23 protein-coding genes are annotated in these 20,542 nt (G+C 51.7%); 9 read left to right on the forward strand and 14 right to left on the reverse strand.

The window, feature by feature from the left end; translation table 11 throughout:
• Window positions 1-42 precede the first annotated feature (42 nt).
• From ribBA to glyA, 5 genes are read right to left on the reverse strand one after another with little or no spacing between them, the layout of a single operon-like run.
• Window positions 43-1,152: a bifunctional 3,4-dihydroxy-2-butanone-4-phosphate synthase/GTP cyclohydrolase II gene (gene ribBA, locus ACFO3I_RS06350; protein WP_377332666.1), complete on the reverse strand. Its 1,110-nt coding sequence runs from the start codon at window positions 1,150-1,152 to the stop codon at window positions 43-45.
• A 24-nt stretch (window positions 1,153-1,176) separates the two neighbouring features.
• The gene (locus tag ACFO3I_RS06355; RefSeq protein WP_377332668.1) at window positions 1,177-1,830 is read right to left on the reverse strand and encodes a riboflavin synthase; all 654 of its coding nucleotides are present in this window, start codon (window positions 1,828-1,830) and stop codon (window positions 1,177-1,179) included.
• A complete protein-coding gene (gene ribD / locus ACFO3I_RS06360) occupies window positions 1,831-2,964 on the reverse strand; it encodes a bifunctional diaminohydroxyphosphoribosylaminopyrimidine deaminase/5-amino-6-(5-phosphoribosylamino)uracil reductase RibD (RefSeq protein WP_377332669.1) in 1,134 nt (377 codons plus the stop codon). It lies immediately after the preceding gene.
• Complete coding sequence (gene nrdR, locus ACFO3I_RS06365) at window positions 2,964-3,416, reverse strand: transcriptional regulator NrdR (RefSeq protein ID WP_337840400.1); 453 nt, start codon at window positions 3,414-3,416, stop codon at window positions 2,964-2,966. Before nrdR ends, ribD begins: the two co-directional genes overlap by 1 nt.
• A 58-nt stretch (window positions 3,417-3,474) precedes the next feature.
• Complete coding sequence (gene glyA / locus ACFO3I_RS06370; RefSeq protein WP_377332672.1) at window positions 3,475-4,728, reverse strand: serine hydroxymethyltransferase; 1,254 nt, start codon at window positions 4,726-4,728, stop codon at window positions 3,475-3,477.
• Between the two features lie 226 nt (window positions 4,729-4,954).
• Between glyA and dinB the strand changes: the two genes are divergently transcribed.
• Complete coding sequence (dinB, locus tag ACFO3I_RS06375) at window positions 4,955-6,007, forward strand: DNA polymerase IV (RefSeq protein WP_377332674.1); 1,053 nt, start codon at window positions 4,955-4,957, stop codon at window positions 6,005-6,007.
• Between the two features lie 99 nt (window positions 6,008-6,106).
• On the opposite strand, the gene ACFO3I_RS06380 is transcribed toward dinB, so the two are convergent.
• Complete coding sequence (locus tag ACFO3I_RS06380; protein ID WP_031565533.1) at window positions 6,107-6,319, reverse strand: cold-shock protein; 213 nt, start codon at window positions 6,317-6,319, stop codon at window positions 6,107-6,109.
• A gap of 289 nt (window positions 6,320-6,608) precedes the next feature.
• Entirely contained in the window at window positions 6,609-7,925 is a 1,317-nt protein-coding gene (locus tag ACFO3I_RS06385) for a DEAD/DEAH box helicase (RefSeq protein ID WP_377332676.1), read from the reverse strand.
• A gap of 127 nt (window positions 7,926-8,052) precedes the next feature.
• On the opposite strand from ACFO3I_RS06385, the gene ACFO3I_RS06390 reads away from it, so the two are divergent.
• From ACFO3I_RS06390 to ACFO3I_RS06410, 5 genes are read left to right on the forward strand one after another with little or no spacing between them, the layout of a single operon-like run.
• Window positions 8,053-8,595: a DUF2058 domain-containing protein gene (locus ACFO3I_RS06390; protein ID WP_377332678.1), complete on the forward strand. Its 543-nt coding sequence runs from the start codon at window positions 8,053-8,055 to the stop codon at window positions 8,593-8,595.
• Window positions 8,589-9,020 (forward strand): alternative ribosome rescue aminoacyl-tRNA hydrolase ArfB, encoded by a 432-nt coding sequence (gene arfB, locus ACFO3I_RS06395; RefSeq protein WP_377332680.1) that lies wholly within the window; start codon window positions 8,589-8,591, stop codon window positions 9,018-9,020. The genes ACFO3I_RS06390 and arfB overlap by 7 nt, the downstream gene beginning before the upstream one ends.
• A gap of 2 nt (window positions 9,021-9,022) precedes the next feature.
• Entirely contained in the window at window positions 9,023-9,877 is an 855-nt protein-coding gene (locus tag ACFO3I_RS06400; RefSeq protein ID WP_377332682.1) for a TraB/GumN family protein, read from the forward strand.
• A complete protein-coding gene (locus ACFO3I_RS06405) occupies window positions 9,877-10,383 on the forward strand; it encodes a GNAT family N-acetyltransferase (RefSeq protein ID WP_377332683.1) in 507 nt (168 codons plus the stop codon). The genes ACFO3I_RS06400 and ACFO3I_RS06405 overlap by 1 nt, the downstream gene beginning before the upstream one ends.
• Window positions 10,370-10,831: a YaiI/YqxD family protein gene (locus ACFO3I_RS06410; RefSeq protein ID WP_377332684.1), complete on the forward strand. Its 462-nt coding sequence runs from the start codon at window positions 10,370-10,372 to the stop codon at window positions 10,829-10,831. The genes ACFO3I_RS06405 and ACFO3I_RS06410 overlap by 14 nt, the downstream gene beginning before the upstream one ends.
• Here ACFO3I_RS06410 and ACFO3I_RS06415 read toward each other — a convergent pair.
• Window positions 10,806-11,540 carry a class I SAM-dependent methyltransferase gene (locus tag ACFO3I_RS06415; RefSeq protein WP_377332685.1) on the reverse strand — a complete coding sequence of 245 codons (735 nt, stop codon included), beginning with the start codon at window positions 11,538-11,540 and terminating at the stop codon, window positions 10,806-10,808. The two genes, ACFO3I_RS06410 and ACFO3I_RS06415, sit on opposite strands and share 26 nt — an antisense overlap.
• Window positions 11,541-11,565: 25 nt before the next feature.
• Here ACFO3I_RS06415 and gloB point away from each other — a divergent pair, with 25 nt between their 5' ends.
• From gloB to ACFO3I_RS06430, 3 genes are all read left to right on the forward strand, one after another.
• Entirely contained in the window at window positions 11,566-12,315 is a 750-nt protein-coding gene (gene gloB, locus ACFO3I_RS06420; RefSeq protein WP_377332687.1) for a hydroxyacylglutathione hydrolase, read from the forward strand.
• Between the two features lie 66 nt (window positions 12,316-12,381).
• Window positions 12,382-13,941 (forward strand): LysM peptidoglycan-binding domain-containing protein, encoded by a 1,560-nt coding sequence (locus tag ACFO3I_RS06425; RefSeq protein WP_377332689.1) that lies wholly within the window; start codon window positions 12,382-12,384, stop codon window positions 13,939-13,941.
• A gap of 27 nt (window positions 13,942-13,968) precedes the next feature.
• Window positions 13,969-14,454, forward strand: a complete 486-nt coding sequence (locus ACFO3I_RS06430; protein WP_377332691.1) for a hypothetical protein — start codon at window positions 13,969-13,971, stop codon at window positions 14,452-14,454.
• 6 nt (window positions 14,455-14,460) lie between these two features.
• Here ACFO3I_RS06430 and ACFO3I_RS06435 read toward each other — a convergent pair whose 3' ends face one another.
• The 6 genes from ACFO3I_RS06435 to tyrR all read right to left on the reverse strand — a co-directional run bounded on the left by ACFO3I_RS06435 (window position 14,461) and on the right by tyrR (window position 20,435).
• Window positions 14,461-14,676 carry a hypothetical protein gene (locus ACFO3I_RS06435; RefSeq protein ID WP_377332693.1) on the reverse strand — a complete coding sequence of 72 codons (216 nt, stop codon included), beginning with the start codon at window positions 14,674-14,676 and terminating at the stop codon, window positions 14,461-14,463.
• A 47-nt stretch (window positions 14,677-14,723) separates the two neighbouring features.
• Window positions 14,724-15,362, reverse strand: coding sequence for a maleylacetoacetate isomerase (gene maiA, locus ACFO3I_RS06440; protein WP_377332694.1), 639 nt, complete (start codon window positions 15,360-15,362; stop codon window positions 14,724-14,726).
• Window positions 15,363-15,419: 57 nt separating this feature from the next.
• Entirely contained in the window at window positions 15,420-16,436 is a 1,017-nt protein-coding gene (locus ACFO3I_RS06445) for a fumarylacetoacetate hydrolase family protein (protein WP_377332696.1), read from the reverse strand.
• Window positions 16,437-16,440: 4 nt separating this feature from the next.
• Complete coding sequence (locus ACFO3I_RS06450) at window positions 16,441-17,589, reverse strand: homogentisate 1,2-dioxygenase (protein ID WP_377332698.1); 1,149 nt, start codon at window positions 17,587-17,589, stop codon at window positions 16,441-16,443.
• Window positions 17,582-18,655, reverse strand: a complete 1,074-nt coding sequence (gene hppD / locus ACFO3I_RS06455; RefSeq protein WP_377332700.1) for a 4-hydroxyphenylpyruvate dioxygenase — start codon at window positions 18,653-18,655, stop codon at window positions 17,582-17,584. The genes ACFO3I_RS06450 and hppD overlap by 8 nt, the downstream gene beginning before the upstream one ends.
• Window positions 18,656-18,872: 217 nt before the next feature.
• Window positions 18,873-20,435 (reverse strand): transcriptional regulator TyrR, encoded by a 1,563-nt coding sequence (gene tyrR, locus ACFO3I_RS06460; protein ID WP_377332702.1) that lies wholly within the window; start codon window positions 20,433-20,435, stop codon window positions 18,873-18,875.
• Between the last annotated feature and the right edge of the window lie 107 nt (window positions 20,436-20,542).

The following is a 20,542-nucleotide window of genomic DNA, read 5'->3' on the forward strand; positions in this document are numbered from 1 at the left end:
CGGCAATAATACCACAACAGCTTCAAATCACCGCTCGTTTTTTTAGTCAGAAACGTAATCCACCACTTCCAGGCCAAAACCTGACAAGGCATGGTATTTTTTCGGTTGACTAAGCAAGCGCATCTTCTTCACGCCAAGGCTGGCCAGAATTTGCGAGCCAACGCCAACATTACGCGACGCGCCTTTCCACGATGCTACCGCGGCGCGCTCGCCTTTGTCTTCAGCTTCAAAAGCGCGCACAGTTTCGATCAGCTCGTCTGCTTTTTCATTTTTACCCAGCAGCACCAGCACACCGCCCTCTTCTGCCACCCGCTTCATCGCACAGTGCAACGAGAAACTGCGGTTGGCACCACGGTCAGACAACAACAAATCGCTGAAGGTATTGTGCAAATGCACGCGCACTAACGCCGGTTGCTCGGCGTCGATAGTACCTTTCACCAACGCAAAGTGGATTTGATTGTCGATGGTGTCACGGAAGGTGTGCAGCTGAAAATCACCAAATTCTGTTGGCAGGTTGCAGCAGGCTACTTGTTCAATAGTGGTTTCATTCAGGTTACGGTATTCAATTAGATCGGCAATGGTGCCAATTTTAACACCGTGTTTTTTGGCAAATAGTTCTAAATCCGGCCGGCGCGCCATAGTGCCGTCTTCATTCAACACTTCAACAATAACGGCCGCAGGTTCTAAGCCCGCCAGCCGAGCCAGGTCGCACCCTGCTTCGGTATGACCAGCCCGCACCAGCACACCGCCATCCTGCGCCATCAACGGGAAAATATGACCAGGATAGACAATATCGGTTGGTTTGGCATCACGCGCTACGGCGGCTTTGACAGTGCGGGCGCGGTCGGCTGCCGAGATGCCGGTGGTCACGCCTTCCGCAGCTTCGATTGACAAGGTAAATGCGGTGGCGAAAGGCGACAGGTTTTTGTCCACCATCAATGGCAACTTCAGCTGCTCACAACGCTTTTTAGTCAGCGTCAGGCAAATCAGGCCACGGCCATGGGTCGCCATAAAATTAATAGCGTCTGGCGTCACATAGTCGGCCGCCATCACCAGATCGCCTTCGTTTTCCCGGTCTTCATCGTCCATCAGGATCACCATTTTGCCCTGACGAATATCTTCGATAATTTCAGCTGGTGTATTTAATTGCATAGTCGGGTCCAGGTTCAGAGGGGATCAGACAAAACCCCGTTGTTGTAATAAGTTCAGCGTCACGCCTGAGCTTTTTGACTCAGCGCTGTTGGCACTCAGCAAGCGTTCCAGGTAACGGGCGATTAAATCGATTTCCAGGTGCACCTGACTGCCCGCTTTCAGCGTAATTAAGGTGGTTTCTTTGGCGGTGTGCGGCACTATGGTCAGCCGGAACTGGCCGGCAGCCAGCTCGTTCACTGTCAGGCTGATGCCGTCGACGGTAATGGAACCTTTTTCGGCAATATAACGCGCCAGCTCGGGGGCCATCTCGACCCAGACTTGCCAGGCTTCGCCATAGGTATCAATCCGCAGAATTTTACCTACGCCATCCACATGGCCACTGACCAAGTGCCCACCTAAGCGGCTGGTCGCCAGTAAGGCTTTTTCCAGGTTAACCTGCTGGCCGACTTTGTACTGACCAAACAAGGTTCGTTTCACCGTCTCGCCAGACACATCGGCACTGAAACTTTGCGGCCCTAAAGCCGTGACGGTCAGGCAAACACCATTAGTCGCAATACTGTCGCCCAGCTTCACGTCGGAAAAATCCAGTTCAGCGGAGCCAATGGTCAGCTTCAGATCCTTGCCTTTATGCTGTAGCGCCGTGATGCGGCCTTTGGCTTCAATAATTCCGGTAAACATTTATGGCTCCTGTAAGCAGGCCCGCAATTTAACATCAGGCCCGAGGCACTGGGCTTGTTGCCACTGCCAGCGTGGTGCATCCTTCAGGTGGCTCAACCTGGCGAGCTGCATTAACGGCTGAGCGCCCGCACCAAGCAACACTGGCGCCTGATACACAATTAACTCATCCACTAACTGCTGCTGCCACAAGGACGATGCCAGCCTTGCGCCAGCTTCCACCCAAAGGTCGTTAATTTGTTGTTCGGCCAACAGCGCGAGCAGTGCCTTTAAATCCAGCTGGCCATTTTCTTCAGGCACCGCCAGATAACGGACTTGACCATCCGTTGCGGCAGAACTGGTCAATTCTGCTGCTGTGTGCTGATTGCTATGGATTAGCCAAATGGGGCCGCCGGATTGAAATAACAACTCTTGTCCGGTTAACTTCAACTGACGGTCAAGAATAATACGCACGGGTTGCCGCACGCTGCCGTCAGATAAAGGCGTGATCGGAGCCGCTTCTGCACGCACGGACAAGCGCGCCTGGTCCTGTAAGACAGTGGTTGCTGTCGATAAAATTGCATGGCAGGCCGCGCGCTCCACTTGTACATCAGCCCGGGCTTCTGGCCCGGTTAACCACTGGCTTTCGCCATTCGCCAGCGCAATGGCGCCATCCAGACTGCAGGCTAATTTTAACTTCAGCCACGGGCGCTGCCGTTCCATTCGGCTGAGAAAACCAGGGTTCAGCGCTCTGGCCTGCTGTTCATACAAGCCCACCTGGACATCAATGCCCGCATTTTGTAGCAGTGCAATGCCTTTGCCCGCCACCAGTGGGTTCGGGTCCAGCATCGCGACCACCACCCGGCTCACTCCTGCATCAACCAGCGCCAGCGCACAAGGACCGGTGCGGCCATAATGACTGCAAGGTTCCAGCGTCACATAGCAGGTCGCCCCTCGGGCCAAAACGCCAGCTTGGCGCAGCGCATACACTTCGGCATGTGGCTGACCCGCCTGATGGTGATAACCAGAGCCGACAACTTGCTGATCTTTGACCACCACAGCACCGACGTTTGGATTGGGCGCCGTGGTAAAACGGCCCTGCTGTGCCAGTTGCAACGCTTGTTGCATAAACTGCTGGTCCGCCACTGACCACTGCATTACTGATCACCTAAGCGGGCTATTTCTTCACCAAACTCGCGGATGTCTTTAAAGGAGCGGTAGACTGAGGCAAAGCGCACGTAGGCCACTTTATCCAGCTTGACCAGCTCATCCATAATCAGGGTGCCAAGCAACTCGCTCGGTACTTCACGCTCGCCGGTGGCACGTAGCTGGCTTTCAACTTTGCTGATCAGCGACTCGACCTGCTCGGTCGGCACCGGACGTTTTTCCAGTGCCCGCATCAGGCCCAGTCGTAATTTAGTGTCATTGTAAGGTTCACGCGAACCATCACGTTTAATGATACGCGGCATCACCAGTTCAGCGGCTTCAAAGGTGGTAAAACGTTCATGGCAGGCACCGCATTCGCGGCGACGCTTGACCTGGTAACCATCTGCTACCAGACGGGAATCAATAACTTTGGTGTCGTCGGCCCGGCAAAATGGACAAAACACTTGGAGACTCCTGAAAAAAAGGCCGCTCTGGGCGGCCATCTTAACACTGCTGACAGGATCAGGCATAGACCGGGAAACGGCCACACAACTCTGACACCTGACCACGGACTTTGTCGATCACCGCGGTATCACCACGGCTGTCCAGTACATCACAGATAAAACCGGCTACCTGACGGGCTTCCGCTTCATTGAAACCACGGCGAGTAATAGCCGGAGTACCGATGCGCAGACCAGAAGTCACAAACGGAGAGCGCGGGTCGTTAGGAACTGAGTTTTTGTTCACAGTAATGTGCGCCAGGCCTAACCAGGCATCGGCTTCTTTACCCGTGATGTCTTTGTCAATCAGGTCCATCAGGAACAAGTGGTTCTGCGTGCCGCCAGACACAATTTTGTAGCCGCGTTTTTGCATTTCTTCGCACATGGCCACAGCGTTTTTCAGCACTTGTTGCTGGTAGGTTTTGAATTCTGGTTGCAGTGCTTCTTTAAATGCCACAGCTTTCGCCGCAATCACGTGCATCAGAGGACCGCCCTGACCACCTGGGAATACGGCAGAATTCAGTTTCTTTTCGATTTCTTCGTTTTTACGCGCCAGGATCAGACCGCCACGTGGACCAGCCAGCGTTTTGTGAGTGGTCGTGGTTACCACATCAGCCACCGGCACCGGATTTGGATACAGACCTGCAGCCACCAGACCAGCCACGTGCGCCATGTCCACCATCAGGTAGGCACCTACTTTGTCCGCGATGTCACGGAAACGTTGCCAATCAATAATACCTGAATAAGCAGAGAAACCAGCGATGATCAGTTTTGGCTTGTGTTCCAAAGCCAGCGCTTCAGCCTGGTCATAATCAATCACACCAGTTTCCGGGTGCAGACCATATTGAACCGCTTTGTACAGTTTGCCAGATGAGCTGACGGTCGCGCCGTGAGTCAGGTGACCACCGTGCGCCAGGCTCATGCCCAAAATGGTATCGCCGGCACTTAATAAGGCTAAGAAAACAGCAGAGTTGGCTTGTGAACCAGAATGCGGTTGCACGTTGGCGTAATCAGCACCAAACAATTCTTTGGCACGGGCGATCGCTAAATCTTCAGCAACGTCCACGTACTCACAACCACCGTAGTAACGCTTGTGTGGGTAACCTTCGGCGTATTTATTGGTCAGTTGAGAACCCTGAGCTTGCAGTACCCGCGGGCTGGCATAGTTTTCAGAGGCAATCAGTTCGATGTGCTCTTCCTGACGACGGGTTTCGTTGGTAATGGATTGCCATAATTCCGGGTCGAAATCGGCAATGTTCATTTCACGCTTTAACATGCTTGCTCCTTGAATCGCCAAAAGGCTGGGCTGATCAAAAAAATTGGCGCTATTCTACATCGAAAATCCACCGGATGCATCGATAAAATAGACGTCTAAACATCTAAATCAACTTGTAGGAGCAGTCAGATTGAGTTGGCTGTCTTGCACAGGAAGTCTTTGACATTTCGCAAGCACTGTCTAAAATAACAGCTGTATATATACACAGCTAATTTGGGTGGGGCTGATGAGAAAAATTATTCATATCGATATGGATTGTTTTTATGCCGCGGTGGAAATGCGTGACAGGCCCGACTGGCGCACTATCCCACTGGCCATTGGCGGCAGCCGTCAGAGCCGGGGAGTGATCAGCACCTGCAACTACCCTGCCCGCGCTTTTGGCGTACGCAGTGCAATGCCAACTCATCAGGCACTGAAACTCTGCCCTCATTTATTACTGTTGCCTGGCAATATGGAAAAATACAAAGCTGCCAGTTTGCAGATCCAAGCCATTTTTCATCGCTATACCGACAAAGTGGAACCCTTGTCGCTGGATGAAGCTTATCTGGATGTGTCCGATAGCTCTCTTTTTAATGGCAGCGCGACCCGTATTGCCGAAGATATTCGCCGCACTATTGTACAGGAAACCGGCCTGACTGCTTCTGCTGGTGTCGCTCCGAATAAATTTCTAGCCAAAATAGCCAGCGATGAAAATAAACCAGACGGTCTTTTTGTATTAAGGCCTGAGCAAGTCAGCGATTTTGTCAGAACCTTACCCCTGCACAAAATACCAGGCGTAGGTAAAAAGACAGCCGAACGCCTGGCGTTGCTTGGTTTGTATCACTGTGCAGATGTGCAAAAGGCGCCACTAAAACAGCTGATCAGCCATTTTGGCAGTTTTGCCGAAACCCTGCTGGAACGCAGTCATGGGGTGGATGAACGCCAGGTCAAAAACGACTACCCACGTAAATCTGTCGCTGTTGAACACACTTATGATCAGGATTTGCCGGATCTTGTTGCCGGGGAGCAAAGCCTGCTGGAATTGCTGCCGAAGCTAAGGCGACGGATAGAACGCTGCGATGCGGCCCCCTTTATTCAGAAAATAGGCATCAAACTTAAGTTTGCCGATTTTCAGCAAACCACAGTAGAACGCAGTCAGAATGAACTGGACTTCCTGACGCTGAAACAATTACTGCAACAGGCCTGGTCACGGGGCGAAGGGAAAAAAGTTCGGTTAGTCGGGATCCATGTGGGGCTAAAAGATCAACACGCTCAGGCACAGTTAACTCTGGCTCTGTAAAACAACAAGGTTCAGCACTTAGGCTTTAAATCCAAATAACAGATATAAAAAAACCGGCATTAAGCCGGCTTTTCCAGAAGCTTCGTCAACTTAGCGCTATTAAGCAACTACAGTTACGTTTTCTGCTTGAGGGCCTTTTTGACCTTCAGTGACTTCGAAAGTCACTTTCTGACCTTCAACCAGAGTTCTGCGGCCAGTACCGTTGATAGCGCGGAAGTGTACGAATACATCTTTGCCGCCTTCGCGCTCAATGAAACCAAAACCTTTATCTTCGTTGAACCACTTAACGGTACCGGAAATTAATTGTGACATAACATTCTCTTACTTAAACTAAATTTGCCGAGTCATCGGCGACTTTAAATATTACCGGCCACGTTGAGCTAGCACATATTTCAACCCCATTATCAGTGAAGCCACCAGAGGGGTCAATACTTATCACTGGATCAACAGAAAAATAGTTGTTTCTCCATTGGCCGTTCCGGTTACTTGACTTTAATTCTCAATAAAAACAAGTTACTGCATAGTCAATTGATGAACAAAGCGTCAAAGTAACTTCCCGAGTGTAACACTTTTTTCCGAATAAAAAACAACCAAAAGTAAATTAATTGTTCTTTTTACGTACAGGCATCAAACCATCATCGCCGCCCTGGAAAAACTTCGCTGCAGCAGGCTTTTTCGTTTTCTGTGTTGGCTTACGTTTTGGAGCTGGTGCTTTTTTGGTTGCAGCCGCATTTTTCGCCGTCTTCGGCCCATTGGAGGTTAAGACCACACCTTTAAAACGAGCGACTAATCCTTCCACTTCAACCATTGGCAAGGGCTGGCGTAAGAAGGTTTCTATCTCACAAAATGATTTCCAATCCTTGGGCCCGACCAATGAGATGGCGACCCCCTTTTGACCAGCTCGCCCAGTGCGGCCGATACGATGGACGTATTCTTCCGCATGTTTCGGCAGGTCGAAGTTCACCACATGGCTGACTTGCAGTAAGTCCAAGCCACGTGAGGCCACGTCTGTGGTGACCAGCGCTTTGTAACGACCAGACGCAAATTCCTGCATCACCTGATTCCGTCTGGCCTGGCTTAATTTGCCACTTAGCCCAACAGCAGGCAGACCTAATTGGTCACATAATAATGCCAGCCGTTCGGTATCCTCGCGGGTGGCCGTGAACAGGATCAGCTGTTTGATATCTTCAGTCGAAGCAAAGTGTTTCAGCAGCGCTTCCTTATGAGTCAGATGGTCCGCAAAATAACAACGCTGGCTTATATCTTCATGCTGCTGGTGAGATGCGCCGACAGAAACCCGGTGTGGGCTTTTCAGTAACGCCATCGCCAGCTCGTTCACTTCGGTGTTGTCCAAGGTAGCGGAAAACATCAGTGTTTGACGCAGTCTGTGGCTGGCCGCTTTATTGATAGCGGTCAGTTGTGGCATAAAACCCAAATCCAACATCCGGTCTGCTTCATCCAGGATCAGTAATTCCAACCCGGCAATAAACAAACTTTTATGTTCCAGATGGTCAGCCAATCGTCCTGGCGTGGCCACAATAATTTGTGGCTGACGTTTCAGCAGTTTTTCCTGATCATTGAAGTTTTCGCCGCCGACGATCAAAGCACTGTTCAGCGGCGTGTTGGCAACAAACAAGCGTAAGCGTCCATAAACCTGATGCGCCAGTTCGCGGGTTGGTACCAGAATTAAGGCCCTGGCATCCTGCTTGGCCAATGGTTTACTGCGTAATAACCGTTGCATCATTGGCAACAAGTACGCCAGCGTTTTACCCGACCCGGTCTGCGAAGAAACCAGCAGGTCTTTTCCTGTCATCGCTGCCGGAATAGCTTCTTGTTGTACTGTGGTTGGTTGGGCAAAACCCAAATGCTGGACCGAACGCACTAAACGTGGGTCGAGCCTGAAGTCCTGAAATGCCAAAATAATTCGCCTGTCCGGTGAAAAGATAGCGTTATGATACCTGATTTACGCCAAGGCCGTTACTGCATTGCTTGGCAGAGCTCGCTGCACATGAAACAATACAGGCAAGACAGTACAGGATTGCATTATGAGTAAATCACTTCAGGAGCAGTTGCTCAAAGCTGGCCTTGGCAATGCCAAAACAGCCAAAAACATCAATAAACAGAAACATAAAGAACGGGTGCAAGCCGGTAAAAACGGCACCGTGGTCAACGAGGCTTCTGTGCTTGCTGAACAAGCTCGCCAACAGCAGCAAGCTCGCGATCAGGAATTAAACCGCCAACGCAAAGCGGAACAGGACCAAAAAGCCATTCAGGCACAGGTAAAACAGCTGATTGAGCTGAATAGTATCCAGGCCAAAGGGGACCTCGCCTACAACTTTACCGACGGCAGCTTGGTAAAACGCTTGTACATCACTACCAAAGTGCAGTCCGAACTTGGTAAAGGCCAAATCGCCATCGCCCGCCAAGGCGAAAGCTATCACCTGATCCCAGTGAAAGTGGCTGAAAAGATCCAACAACGACTGGCTTCAGCCATTGTGGTACTCAACAGCACCAACCAGAGTGCCGAAGTTCAGGCGGAAGACGACCCGTATGCCGCTTACCAGATCCCGGATGATTTAATGTGGTAGAACGCTATCCCGTAGTTGCAGGCGTCACCCTGAGCGCGGACGAGCTGGAATTCAGCTATGTGCGGGCCCAGGGCGCTGGCGGACAGCATGTGAATAAAACATCCACAGCGGCGGTGCTAAGGTTCGACAGCCAACAAAGCAGTTTGCCAGATTGGGCCAAGCAGCGCCTGCTGAACTATGCCGACGACCGCATCACCCGTGAAGGCGTCGTGCAGATCAAAGCGCAAAGCAGCCGCAGCCAGGAACAAAATAAACTGGATGCCATAAATCGCCTGGTCACACTGCTGCAAAAAGCGCTCTTTGTTGAAAAAGCCCGTCGGGCAACCCGCCCAACGCTTGCCTCAAAAGTCCGTCGGCTGGATGGCAAAAAAGCTCAGCAACAGCGCAAACAGCAACGCGGCAAAGTTCGTTTGCAGGAAGGATAATTATGTTCGGACGCCTGGTTCCCCTCTTTTTTCTGGTGCTGCTCAGTACTGCTGCTCAGGCCAACAGCCTGTGGCAGGTCACTAAAGGCAGCCAACGTTTCTACCTGGCTGGCACCATCCATCTGCTCAGTCCGGACGATTACCCTTTACCTCAACCTTATGACCAGGCGCTGGCTGAAAGCACCCAACTGATCCTTGAAACGCCATTGGACCAGCTGGAAACCCCGGAAGGGATAGCCTTGCTATTGCAACGTAACCGCTACCCTGATGGCGAAAATTTACTGCAGCATCTCAATCCGGCATTGGCCCAGCAATTGAGCACGTTCTGCCAGCAACACAAATTGCCGTTGCAACAAATCAGTCGCTTTAAACCGGCCTTTGCCGCGCTGATGCTGACCAGCACCCAATTGCAACAGCAAGGCGCCACAGCGCCTGGGCTGGACAAGTACCTGATGCAACAAGCCAGTCCAAAATCCATTCCACATCTGGGATTTGAAAGCGTGGAACAACATCTTGTTGTGCTGGATAAGTTGAATCAGCAAGGGGCGGAAGTGCTGATCGAAAGTACCTTGCAAGACCTGCAGAGCAGTCAGCAGGATTTTGCTGCGATGAAACAAGCCTGGCGTCAGGGCGACGTCGATGCACTGGAAAAATTGTTTCTGAGCGACTTATTCAAATACCCGGAGCTGTATCAAATCCTGATCCTTGAACGCAATCAGGACTGGTTGCGTAAATTACCCGCCTTAGTGAATGGCAAACCCAGTTTTATTGCCGTTGGCGCTTTGCATCTGGTCGGTAAAGATGGGCTGCTAAAAGCACTGCAACAACAAGGCTACCAGATCAGGCAGGTGCAGTAATGGCCGCAATGCAACTGCGCTCAGCCTTACCGGAGCAGGTCACCAATCTTGGCAACTGGTTGCCTGATCAACAGGCGATGGACTTGTGGGGCGGCCCTGGGTTCAGCCACCCACTGCGGCCATTGCCTTTTTTGCAGCAGCTTTATTTGCCAGGTACTCAGAGTTATTGGCTGATGCAGCAGCAACAAGCGGTGGCCTTTGGTCAGCTGTGTGACCGCTTTGACCGCCATCATCTTGCCCGTTTGCTGGTGGCGCCGTCTAAGCGTGGGCAAGGTCTTGGGAAAGCATTAGTGCTGGCATTAATTCAGCTCGGGCTGAATGAGCACAAGCAAAAGGACTTTTCGTTGTTTGTACACCGGCACAACCAGCGAGCTCTGCACTGTTATCAAAGCTTAGGTTTTCAGTTTGCGGCTCAGCCAGACTATGACAATCCAAGTCTGTATTTTATGACGATGAGTCAGGCGCAAGCCCGCCAACTTTTGGAGCTTTACAATGATTTGGCTTGATGCGGACGCCTGTCCTGTTGTCCTGCGTGAAATGCTGTTTCGTGCCGCAGAGCGCACCAAAACCAACCTGCAGCTGGTAGCCAATCATCGGCTACCCGTACCGAAAAGCGCATTTATCCGAGCCATTCAGGTTGAACAGGGCTTTGATGTCGCCGACCACCATATCAGTTCAGCCATCTGTGCGGGAGACTTGCTGATCAGCAATGACATTCCGCTGGCAGCGGCCGTGATAGCCAAAGGTGCGGTATGTCTGACCACCAAAGGCCAATTGTTGGATAGTCAAAATATCAGTGAACGGCTGGTGGTGCGTGACCTGGCAGACGAGCTACGCGGCAGCGGTGTGCAAATGCGAGGCCCTGCCCCGTTGTCTCAGGCTGACAAACAGCAATTTGCCAATCAACTTGACCGCTACCTGCAACGCGTCAGCCAGAACTCTGGCGGGCGCTGATGCCTTTAACCGCCGGCTGAAAAGACGGGATTTTTTGCCATTTAGGACGAATGGGTGTCAGTGGATGTTCCCGCTTGCGGGCAATGAGCACATAGCAGGCTCCGAAATACCCCAGGTACCGTTCACACCAGCGCTGCCAGCCACTGTCGGCTTTGTAATGCCCCAACAAGCCGGACCAAAAAAAGCGCTGTTCATGAATAAGCTCAAACCCCAATAAGTGCAGCCAATCCCGCACCCGACCTGGCGTAAAAAACCGGCCAGACCAAGGCAACTGTTGCTTCACACCAGGCCACAGCTTCAGCAAACCTGCATTACTCAGCGGATTGTACCCCGTCAATAACACATACCCATTTGGCATCAGCACCCGATGCGCTTCCCGCACTATGTGGTGCGGGTCTGGGTAAAACTCCAGGCAATGCGCCAGCAACACCGCATCAACCGCATGTTCAGTCAGCGGCAAGGCGTCAGGTTCTGCCAGTAAACTGCAGGTCGTTTCGTCTGTACCCAAACGGATTTGGTGTTTGATAGGGCATAAACTACTGTCCAGTTCAGAGCTGAGCGGGCCCACTTTAAGCAAATGGTAGCCAAAAATACGTGGCCACCAGGCATTGAGCTGCTGCTCTATGGCATTGGCCATCCAGCGGCCTTGGGGCAATTCAGCCCAACTTTGCGGTAAAGGGCTGCTGTGGTAACTTAATGCGGGTTTCATAAGGCTGCCGTTGGGATAAAAAATGATGTCTGAGCCTGTCGCTCTGCCTGCGTTTAAGGATAACTACATTTGGTGCCTGCGCCAAGAGAACAAGGCGCTGGTGGTCGACCCTGGCGATCCGCAGGTGGTGCTTGATTATATGCAGGCAGAACAACTGCAGTTGGATATGATACTGGTCACCCATCATCACTGGGACCATGTCGATGGCATTGCGCAGTTGCAACAGCGGTATCCAAAAGCACGTGTCATACTGCCAGCCACAGAACAAGAAAAAATATTGGCCCGGGGTGAAGCGGTTCGCCATGGTGACTGTATTGACTGGCATCAGTATCAGTTTCAGGTGATGGCCGTACCGGGCCATACTCTTGGCCACCTGGCTTATTATTGTCAGCCATGGCTGTTTTGCGGCGATACGTTGTTTAATGCCGGTTGTGGCCGCCTGTTTGAAGGCACTGCCGAGCAGATGTGGCAAAGCCTCAGCTCACTGATGGCACTGCCTGCTGACACCTGGTTGTTTCCAACCCATGAATACACCCTGGCCAATCTGGAATTTGCGCTTTGGGCGGATCCACTGAACACCGCGCTGCAACCTTATTTGGTGAAATGCCAGCAGTTACGAGCACAGAACCAGGCCACACTACCAACGTTATTGTCCGATCAACTGCGGATCAATCCTTATCTGAGGGCAGTGGATCCGGCGCTGCAGCAGCACTGGCAGCAGGCAAACGCGTTGGAATTATTCAGTTTTTTCCGCCAGCGTAAGGATCAATGGTAGCGGTTAACTTGCAATTCAGACTTGAGTGGGTAACATACTTGTCTTTGTTGTTTTTGGAACCGCTTTATGCTGAATAAACTTTATGTCGCCGTTGCAGCGGCCTTACTCGCCAGCTGTGCAGCGCCAAAGTCTGTGCAAGCACCAGAGCCTGAAGCAGAGATCAGTGTTGATCAGCCAGTCCGGGATAAAGCGGCCACAGCCCAGCAAGTCGCCAATGCGCTATGGCAAGACGCCGAGCTGTCGCCGTTAGCGCCGGACAGCAAGCTGCAAAGTTACGACAATTTGTGGCAGCGGGCCATCGCTCAGTTCAGTCTTGACGTACCCAGCGGAAATCGTGAAATCGAGCAACAAATTCGCTTTTATCTGCGCAATCAAAAAGTACTGAAAACCGCCACAGAAAACGCCGCACCATTTTTATACCACCTGATCACGGAACTCGAACGGCGCAATATGCCGCTGGAGCTTGCACTGCTGCCAATCGTCGAAAGTACCTACAATCCTAAAGCAGGCAGCGTGTCCGGCGTATTGGGCATTTGGCAGTTCAGTGCAGGCACAGGTCGTAACTTCGGCTTAAAGCAAAACGCCTGGTATGACGGACGCCGGGACGTGATGGAATCCAGCCGGGCTGCTTTTGATTATTTAAAATATCTGTACAGCAATGTCGACCAGGATTGGCTGAGTGCCGTTGCTGCCTTTAACGCCGGCGAAGGCCGGGTGTTTAAAGCACTGGAGCGCAACAGATACAGTGCCCGCCCAACCGACTTCTGGTCTTTGCACTTGCCTAAACAAACCACCAGTTATATCCCCAAGTTATTGGCGTTGGCCGAGCTCTTGAAACATCCGGACAAATACGCGATTTCAGTGCCAGCGATTGCCAATAAACCTCAAAGCCGGGTGCTAAAAATTAACAGAGGGTTGGATTTGCCTTTGACCGCTGAAGTGTTGGGGATCAGTCTGGACGAATTAAAGCGCCTGAACCCGGGCTTCAAAGCCAATGTGGTACCACCAGCCAGTTATCAGTTGGTGGTGCCAATTGATAGCCCACTGGACAGTAAACAGCAACTAGCTGCACTGCCTAAAGTGAAGGTGGCTCCAGTTGCCACCACCAGCACCAGTGCTGGTGGACAGTACAAAGTCCGCTCGGGTGACAGCCTGAGTAAAATTGCAGCGCAGAACAAAATCTCTGTCAAAGCGCTTCAGCAGGCGAACCAACTGAGCGGTACAAAGCTCAAAGTGGGACAGCTGTTAACAATCCCTGGGTTGGTGTCTGAACCAGCGCAAGCCAAAACGACTAAAGTGCAGACCAGCAGCCAGTATCAGGTAAAATCTGGCGATAACTTGTGGCTGATAGCGAAAAAACTCAATGTCAGCACCGCGGATTTAAAGCGTTGGAATCAACTGAACGACGCCTCCAGTTTAAAGCCTGGTCAGCTGTTAAAAGTGAATGCGGTGTCGTCAGACAGCAAAACAAAGAAAATGACCTATCAGGTCAAAGCAGGTGATTCTCTGGCCAGCATCGCGCAGCGTTTTAAAGTAAAAGTTACAGATATACTGCAGTGGAATGGCCTGAAGGCCGATAACTACATACAGCCCGGCCAGGAACTGACGCTCTATCCGGCGGGTTAATGTCCAAGTTGTAGTGGAGATAGTCTGATGAAACAACTGCTGACATTCGTTCTGGCAATCTGGCTGCCCGTCAGCTGGGCCGCCTTTGAAGTGCCTGGCAACGGAACTATGACCCTGGCCAAAGGCGAAGCACAGCCGTTGACCTTCAGCTTCGCCTACAAGCAGTCCAACAGCGGTTTTGTATTTCAGGCAGGTCGACAGCAGGTGGAAGTGGCCGACGTTCCGGACAAATATACCCTGGCGTTAGTGCTGCATCAGGACAAAGAGGTGTGGATCACCGACTGGGTCAACCAACCTATCCAATCCTTTGATTGGACCATCGGCAGCTATCATTTGGTACTGGAAAAAAACAGCGACCCGAAAGATGCAGCCAAAGCGCGGGGTGGTTACGTGCTGAAGGTGAATGACGACAAGTATTTCTTTCACAAAAACATGGCGCAATTGAAATTTCATTTCGACGCCAAGGGCTTAAAAGATCTCAGCATCGAAGGTATGTTCTCGCCTGGTCGTTAACCTCTGTTAACTCTCTTTGTTGGTTGGTTCTTTCTGCAGCTGCAGTGCTGGCAACAAGCCCCACAGCATACAGACCAGCGGCGCCGCCCAATGAAACCACCAATGTAGCTCCCTGCTCTGCCCCTGCACTAACAACACTGCAGAAACAATCAGCTGAAAACTAAGCCCGGTCAGCCCACAATAAAACAAGGTTTTGTTTAACCAACGTACAGGTAACTTCATACAAGCTCCCAACGGCATCACAGGCCGCCAGAGTACCGCAAATCAGCTTATTGTGCATCCAGCTGCTGTTCCGGTGCCGCCTGTAGAAATGCAGGCTGCTGCATACAATGCTGATAAATTTTCTGCAGTGTCGGGTAACCCGTCATATCCAGATTAAAACGCAGCGCATTGTAAATTTGTGGTACCAGACAAAGGTCGGCCAAAGTCACTGAATTACCAAAGCAATACAGACCAGCACTGGCCTGCAGACGCTTTTCCAAAGCGCTAAAGCCGGTATGCAACCAATGATGGATCCAGGCCAGCTTTTGTGTTTCATCCACCGCCAGTGTACCGGTCAGGTACTGCAACACCCGCAGGTTATTCAGTGGATGGATATCGCAGGCAATATCCAGTGCCAGAGCCATCACTTGGGCCTTGAGCCATGGGTCCGCAGGCAATAAAGCGGGCTCTGGGTACAGCGCCTCAAGGTACTGAATTATCGCCAGCGACTGGTTCAGGCTGCCCTGCTCCAGCTCAAGCGCAGGCACCAGTTCGGCCGGGTTACGTTGCTGGTACCCTTCGCTATGCTGCTCGCCGCCATTGTTCAGCAAATGTACTGGTATCTGGTCGACTTGAATACCTTTAAGAGCAAGTGCGATGCGCACCCGAAAGGCGGCGCTTGAGCGCCAATAGGTGTAGAGCTTCATCAGATCCTCCATAAAAAAGGCTACCTTGCGATAGCCTTTGTATTTCTGCCTGGCCGGTTAGCCTTGCGCTTTAACCACTTGTTGTTCGATAGCACCAAACACGGACTGGCCATCGTTATCAAACATTTCAATCCGAATGCGGTCGCCAAACTTCATAAAAGCCGTTTTCGGCGCGCCATCACGGATAGTTTCAATCATCCGTACTTCGGCAATGCAGCTGTAGCCTACACCGCCTTCCTCTACGGATGTGCCCCAGTCTGTACCTTGCTTATTCGACACAGTGCCGGAACCAACCACAGCACCAGCGCCAAGGCGACGGGTTTTGGCCGCATGGGCCACTAACTGACCGAAATCAAAGGTCATATCCACACCGGCATTGGGTTTACCGAAGAGTGTACCATTCAGATGAGAAACCAAAGGTAAATGCAGTTTAGCGTCTTGCCAGTCGGCGCCTAATTCCTCAGGTGTAACGGCAACAGGGCTGAACGCTGACGCCGGTTTGGACTGGAAAAAGCCGAAGCCTTTGGCCAGTTCATTCGGGATCAGGCCCCGCAACGATACGTCATTGACCAGCATCACCAGCCGGATTTTTTCGCGCGCTAATTCAGGGGTAGCCGCCATCGGCACATCATCGGTGACCACGGCGACTTCACCTTCAAAATCGATGCCGTAGTCTTCACTGACCACATCAATCTCATCACGTGGGCCGAGAAAATCGTCTGAGCCGCCCTGGTACATTAACGGGTCGGTCCAGAAGCTTGGTGGCATTTCACTGTTACGGGCTTTACGCACCAGCTCTACATGGTTGACGTACGCACTGCCATCAGCCCATTGATAAGCCCGCGGCAGTGGTGACTCACAAGCAGCTTGATCGAAAGCGGTTTCACCTGCCACGGCACCGCGGTTCAGCGCCTGATACACCTCTTGCGCCTGAGGAGCCAAAGTGCTCCAGTTATCCAGCAGTTGCTGCATAGTCACAGCGACGGCCGGAATGGCAACGCAACGGCTTAAATCCTTGCTGACCACAACCAGTTGGCCATCACGCTGGCCATTTTTTAAGGATGCTAACTTCATTGACTTATCCTTCCGCCTGTACAGGTTTAATTTTCCAGCTGTTTACGTAGTCCGGGTTTTCGGTGGCCATTGCCGCCGCGCCCATTTCCAGCGCATCGCGGGTGTCCAACATCACTGCCACTTCATCGGTAAACTTCTTGCGGTACTCGCGACCGGCCTGAAATGCTTTCGGATGCGGACCATGGGTAAAACCAGCCGGATGAAAGGTCACCATGCCACGTTCAATATTGTCGCGGCTAAAGAAATCACCGGCGTGATAAAACAGCACTTCATCGTAGTCATCATTATTGTGATAAAACGGCACTTTCAGAGCGCCCGGGTCGCTTTCAATCGGGCGAGGTACAAAAGTACAGACCACAAAACGTGATGCCACAAAAGTGGTATGCGCCGATGGCGGTAAATGGTAACGGTGGCTCATTAATGGCCGGATATCGCGCCAGTTAATCCGCATCACGGTTAAATCACCATGCCAGCCAATCGCATCCAGTGGGTTGTAGGGATAAGTCATCACCGACACCTGATTGTGTCGTTTGACCTGCACTTGAGTAGACTGCTCCGAATACTGCGCTTTAAAGGCCTCGTCAATTTTCGGGTGGTCCAGCATCGCCGGGTCAAAGATGGCGTGATTCCCCACCAGGCCTTTTTCCGGTAACTGATACGAATCGTTGGTCGCTTCAATCATCAGTAAGAACAACGGCTCTGTCACTTCCAGCCGCCACATGGTGGAACGCGGGATCACCACGTAATCACCGTCGCGCAGTGTCAGGTGACCATAGTCGCAATAAAGCTCGGCCGAGCCCTCATGCACAAAAAGCAGCTCGTCACCGTCAGCATTACGCACCAGATACGGCATCGACTGCGTCAGGCGCCAGGTGCGCATTTTGCAGTGCGCATTGTGCAGCAAAAACGGCACTTGCCAAGGCGACACATCCTGGTTGTCGCTGATGTTGTTAAAGTTAAACAACCGGGGTTTTAATGGCCCCTGCCAGTCACTCCAGCCGGTTGGGGCATGGGTGTGATGGAAATGCGCCGCCGGGCCAAAAAAGCCACTGCGGCCGGTTTCACGCTCATAAATGGCCTGCTCCGGAAAATCGGCATGGGCCTGACGTGAAATTTCGCCTTCTTTCAATGGAAAAGACGCCCACTTACGCATCTTGCAGCACTCCGCGACGGATCTGATCTTCTTCAATGGATTCAAACAGCGCTTTGAAGTTACCTTCGCCAAAGCCTTCGTTGCCTTTGCGCTGGATAATTTCAAAGAACACCGGGCCAATCACGGTTTGGGTAAAGATTTGCAGCAGGATGCCATCTTTCATTGGAGCGCCGTCGATCAGAATACGCAGCTCTTTTAATTGCTCCAGATCTTCAGTGTGGCCTTCGACCCGGGCATTCACACGTTCGTAGTAGGTATCTGGCGTTGGCATAAAGTCCATGCCGCGCTCACGCAAGGTGCGGACTGTCTGGTAAATATCATCGGTGGTGAGCGCAATATGCTGAATGCCTTCGCCTTTGTATTCGCGGATAAATTCTTCAATCTGTGATTTGTCATCCGAAGACTCATTGATTGGAATACGGATTTTGCCGCAAGGGGCAGTCATGGCTTTGGACACCAGACCTGTCAGTTTGCCTTCAATGTCGAAATAACGAATTTCGCGGAAATTACCGATGCGCTCATAAAAACCGGCCCAGACCGCCATATTGCCACGGCGTACGTTGTGCGTCAGATGGTCAATGACCTCCAGACCCACCTGGTTTTTCGCCATGTCGTCTTGCCAGTTGTCGTAGAATTTAAAGTCCACGTCATAAACCGAGCTCTGGCCATAACGGTCAACAAAGTACAGTAAGCTACTGCCAATCCCGTACACAGCCGGAATATTCAGCTCCATTGGGCCCACCTGGTTTTGGTAGTGCTTGGCGCCATTGTCGACCGCATTTTTCAGCGCAGCCGCGGCGTCTTTGACACGGAAAGCCATGGCACAAACGCTGGGGCCGTGCTCAGCAGCAAATTTTTCCGCCTGAGAGTTAGGCTCCCCATTGACGATAAAATTCACATCGCCTTGTTTGTACAGCCAGGCTTCTTTGGAGCGGTGTTTGGCGACTTCAGTAAACCCCAGCGATTTAAACAGGTTCTTCAGGTTTTCAATGCCCTGTTTGTCGGCGGCTGTGTACTCTACAAATTCAAAGCCATCGGTTCCCAACGGATTTATCGGATCGAACATCATAATTCTCCTGCAGTTGCACCCTGTAATTTTGGCTTATCTTGCTTGTTGCGATAAAAAAAGGAAGATGCGGTTGCAATGCAGGCTTCACCGAGAAAAACCGGCTTTTTGTACAGTTCTGCTGACAAAACGATGCTTTTTCAAAAAAATGCTGAAAAAAAGCTCCGAAACAGGGTTCGGAGCTGATTTTTTGTATCCATAGCACTACAAAGCGTGGCTAAATTTTTACGCTTTTCTTGCTGATGCCGTAATCACGCAGTTTATTCGCCACAGCCGTATGGCTTAACCCGAGTTTTTTGGCCAGTTGGCGTGAACTTGGGTAGGCAGGAAACAATTTTCGCAGTAAATCCGCCTCAAAGGCTTTGACCGCTTCATCCAGGGTGCCTTCAAAATCCTTTTCCAGGTAGCCCAGATCGCTGGTGTAACTGGGTAGCTGCAACTGGTCTTTATCCAGCTCATTGCTTTCAAGCAGTGTCACAGCACGGTACAAGGCATTTTCCAGTTGCCGTACATTGCCAGGCCATGGGTAATGTTGCAAAAAGTGCTCGCAGGCTTCGGTTAACCTGGGAGACTTGCGGCCCAGACGCGCGGCAAAGCGGGCAATAAAATGCTCGGCCAATGGCACCACGTCTTGCTTACGCTCGCGCAGCGGCGGCAAGGTCAGGCTCAGCACATTAAGGCGGTAGTACAAGTCCTCACGGAATTTTCCTTCCTGTACCATGCTGGGTAAATCTTTTTGCGTGGTGCAAATCACCCGTACATCCACCCGCACTTCGTTTTCGTCGCCAACCCGGCGGAAACAACCATCCTGCAAAAAACGCAGCAGTTTGGTTTGCAGTTCGCGGGACATCTCTCCCACTTCATCCAAAAAGACCGTGCCTTTGTTGGCTTGTTCAAAAATGCCTTTTTTCGCATCAGTGGCGCCCGGCATCGCATTGGGGCCATGACCAAAGAGTTCGGATTCAGCCACATTGTCGGGCATCGCCGCCATATTGACTGCGAGGAAAGGTTTGCCACTGCGGCCGCTTGCAGCATGGCAGGCGCGCGCCAGCACTTCTTTGCCGGTCCCTGTTTCGCCCATAATCAAAATGGGTGCGTCCAGCTGTGCCATTTTTTTCGCTTCCCGCACCACTTTTCGCATCAGATTGCTGTGCGCATGCAGATTGTTAAAGCTTTCCTGATCGCCTTTTTTAAACACCACCATCTGCTCGCCCAGGCGGCTCTCGGATTTCAGATTGAGCACAGCGCCCGCCAGCGTTTCCTGCTCCTGCTCACCGGGCACCATTACCGGCAGCAAATCGGCAATAAACTTTTTGTTCTGAATTTCCACCCGTCGGGTCTGCGCCAATACATCGTCCCCTTCCAGCCAGCGGCTTAAATTGAACCCTTTCAGCAAAGGCGTCAGCAGATGCCCTTCAACTTCATCCCGTTGCAATGACAAGGCGTCCAACGCGGCTTCGTTGATAATGGTGACATGGGCTTTGCTGTCAACGGCAATAATACCGTCCGGTAAAGTGCGAAGCAGGGTCGTCAGTTCGTTGTGCTCACGCTCTGAAGGCAAAAAAGCTGTGGTTTTCACATCATCCACGCCTGCCAGCCGACGAATTTTCGCCATCAGCTCCTGAAAGGTGCCGAACTCAATACCGGGGAATGACACATAGATACGGCCCTGCAACGGGTCGACTTCGATACCGCGTAAATCAAGCTGATAGCTGACCAGGATTTGCAACACTTCCTGGGCTATGCCCAGTCGGTCCTGGCAATGGATTTCTAACCTCATAAGCAACAACCATGTTTAAGTTCAGGTTAGGCCTATGATACGGCAGGGTAAGCAGAAGAAACCAGAGTAAATTGTAAAGAATTATGCACGGCTCCGCGCCTTTGCCA

It is taken from the genome of Rheinheimera marina, assembly GCF_042654345.1.
GTDB classification, from domain to species: domain Bacteria; phylum Pseudomonadota; class Gammaproteobacteria; order Enterobacterales; family Alteromonadaceae; genus Pararheinheimera; species Pararheinheimera marina.

Coding starts and splice junctions, on each gene's coding strand:
- ACFO3I_RS06355 (WP_377332668.1), bottom strand. CDS start 1,830: ATGTTTACCGGAATTATTGAAGCCAAAGGCCGCATCACGGCGCTACAG.
- ACFO3I_RS06425 (WP_377332689.1), top strand. CDS start 12,382: ATGCTGAATAAACTTTATGTCGCCGTTGCAGCGGCCTTACTCGCCAGC.
- ACFO3I_RS06390 (WP_377332678.1), top strand. CDS start 8,053: ATGAGTAAATCACTTCAGGAGCAGTTGCTCAAAGCTGGCCTTGGCAAT.
- tyrR (WP_377332702.1), bottom strand. CDS start 20,435: ATGAGGTTAGAAATCCATTGCCAGGACCGACTGGGCATAGCCCAGGAA.
- glyA (WP_377332672.1), bottom strand. CDS start 4,728: ATGTTAAAGCGTGAAATGAACATTGCCGATTTCGACCCGGAATTATGG.
- dinB (WP_377332674.1), top strand. CDS start 4,955: ATGAGAAAAATTATTCATATCGATATGGATTGTTTTTATGCCGCGGTG.
- ACFO3I_RS06405 (WP_377332683.1), top strand. CDS start 9,877: ATGGCCGCAATGCAACTGCGCTCAGCCTTACCGGAGCAGGTCACCAAT.
- ACFO3I_RS06410 (WP_377332684.1), top strand. CDS start 10,370: ATGATTTGGCTTGATGCGGACGCCTGTCCTGTTGTCCTGCGTGAAATG.
- ACFO3I_RS06415 (WP_377332685.1), bottom strand. CDS start 11,540: ATGAAACCCGCATTAAGTTACCACAGCAGCCCTTTACCGCAAAGTTGG.
- gloB (WP_377332687.1), top strand. CDS start 11,566: ATGTCTGAGCCTGTCGCTCTGCCTGCGTTTAAGGATAACTACATTTGG.
- ACFO3I_RS06445 (WP_377332696.1), bottom strand. CDS start 16,436: ATGAAGTTAGCATCCTTAAAAAATGGCCAGCGTGATGGCCAACTGGTT.
- hppD (WP_377332700.1), bottom strand. CDS start 18,655: ATGTTCGATCCGATAAATCCGTTGGGAACCGATGGCTTTGAATTTGTA.
- ACFO3I_RS06450 (WP_377332698.1), bottom strand. CDS start 17,589: ATGCGTAAGTGGGCGTCTTTTCCATTGAAAGAAGGCGAAATTTCACGT.
- ACFO3I_RS06380 (WP_031565533.1), bottom strand. CDS start 6,319: ATGTCACAATTAATTTCCGGTACCGTTAAGTGGTTCAACGAAGATAAA.
- ACFO3I_RS06430 (WP_377332691.1), top strand. CDS start 13,969: ATGAAACAACTGCTGACATTCGTTCTGGCAATCTGGCTGCCCGTCAGC.
- maiA (WP_377332694.1), bottom strand. CDS start 15,362: ATGAAGCTCTACACCTATTGGCGCTCAAGCGCCGCCTTTCGGGTGCGC.
- ribD (WP_377332669.1), bottom strand. CDS start 2,964: ATGCAGTGGTCAGTGGCGGACCAGCAGTTTATGCAACAAGCGTTGCAA.
- ribBA (WP_377332666.1), bottom strand. CDS start 1,152: ATGCAATTAAATACACCAGCTGAAATTATCGAAGATATTCGTCAGGGC.
- ACFO3I_RS06435 (WP_377332693.1), bottom strand. CDS start 14,676: ATGAAGTTACCTGTACGTTGGTTAAACAAAACCTTGTTTTATTGTGGG.
- ACFO3I_RS06400 (WP_377332682.1), top strand. CDS start 9,023: ATGTTCGGACGCCTGGTTCCCCTCTTTTTTCTGGTGCTGCTCAGTACT.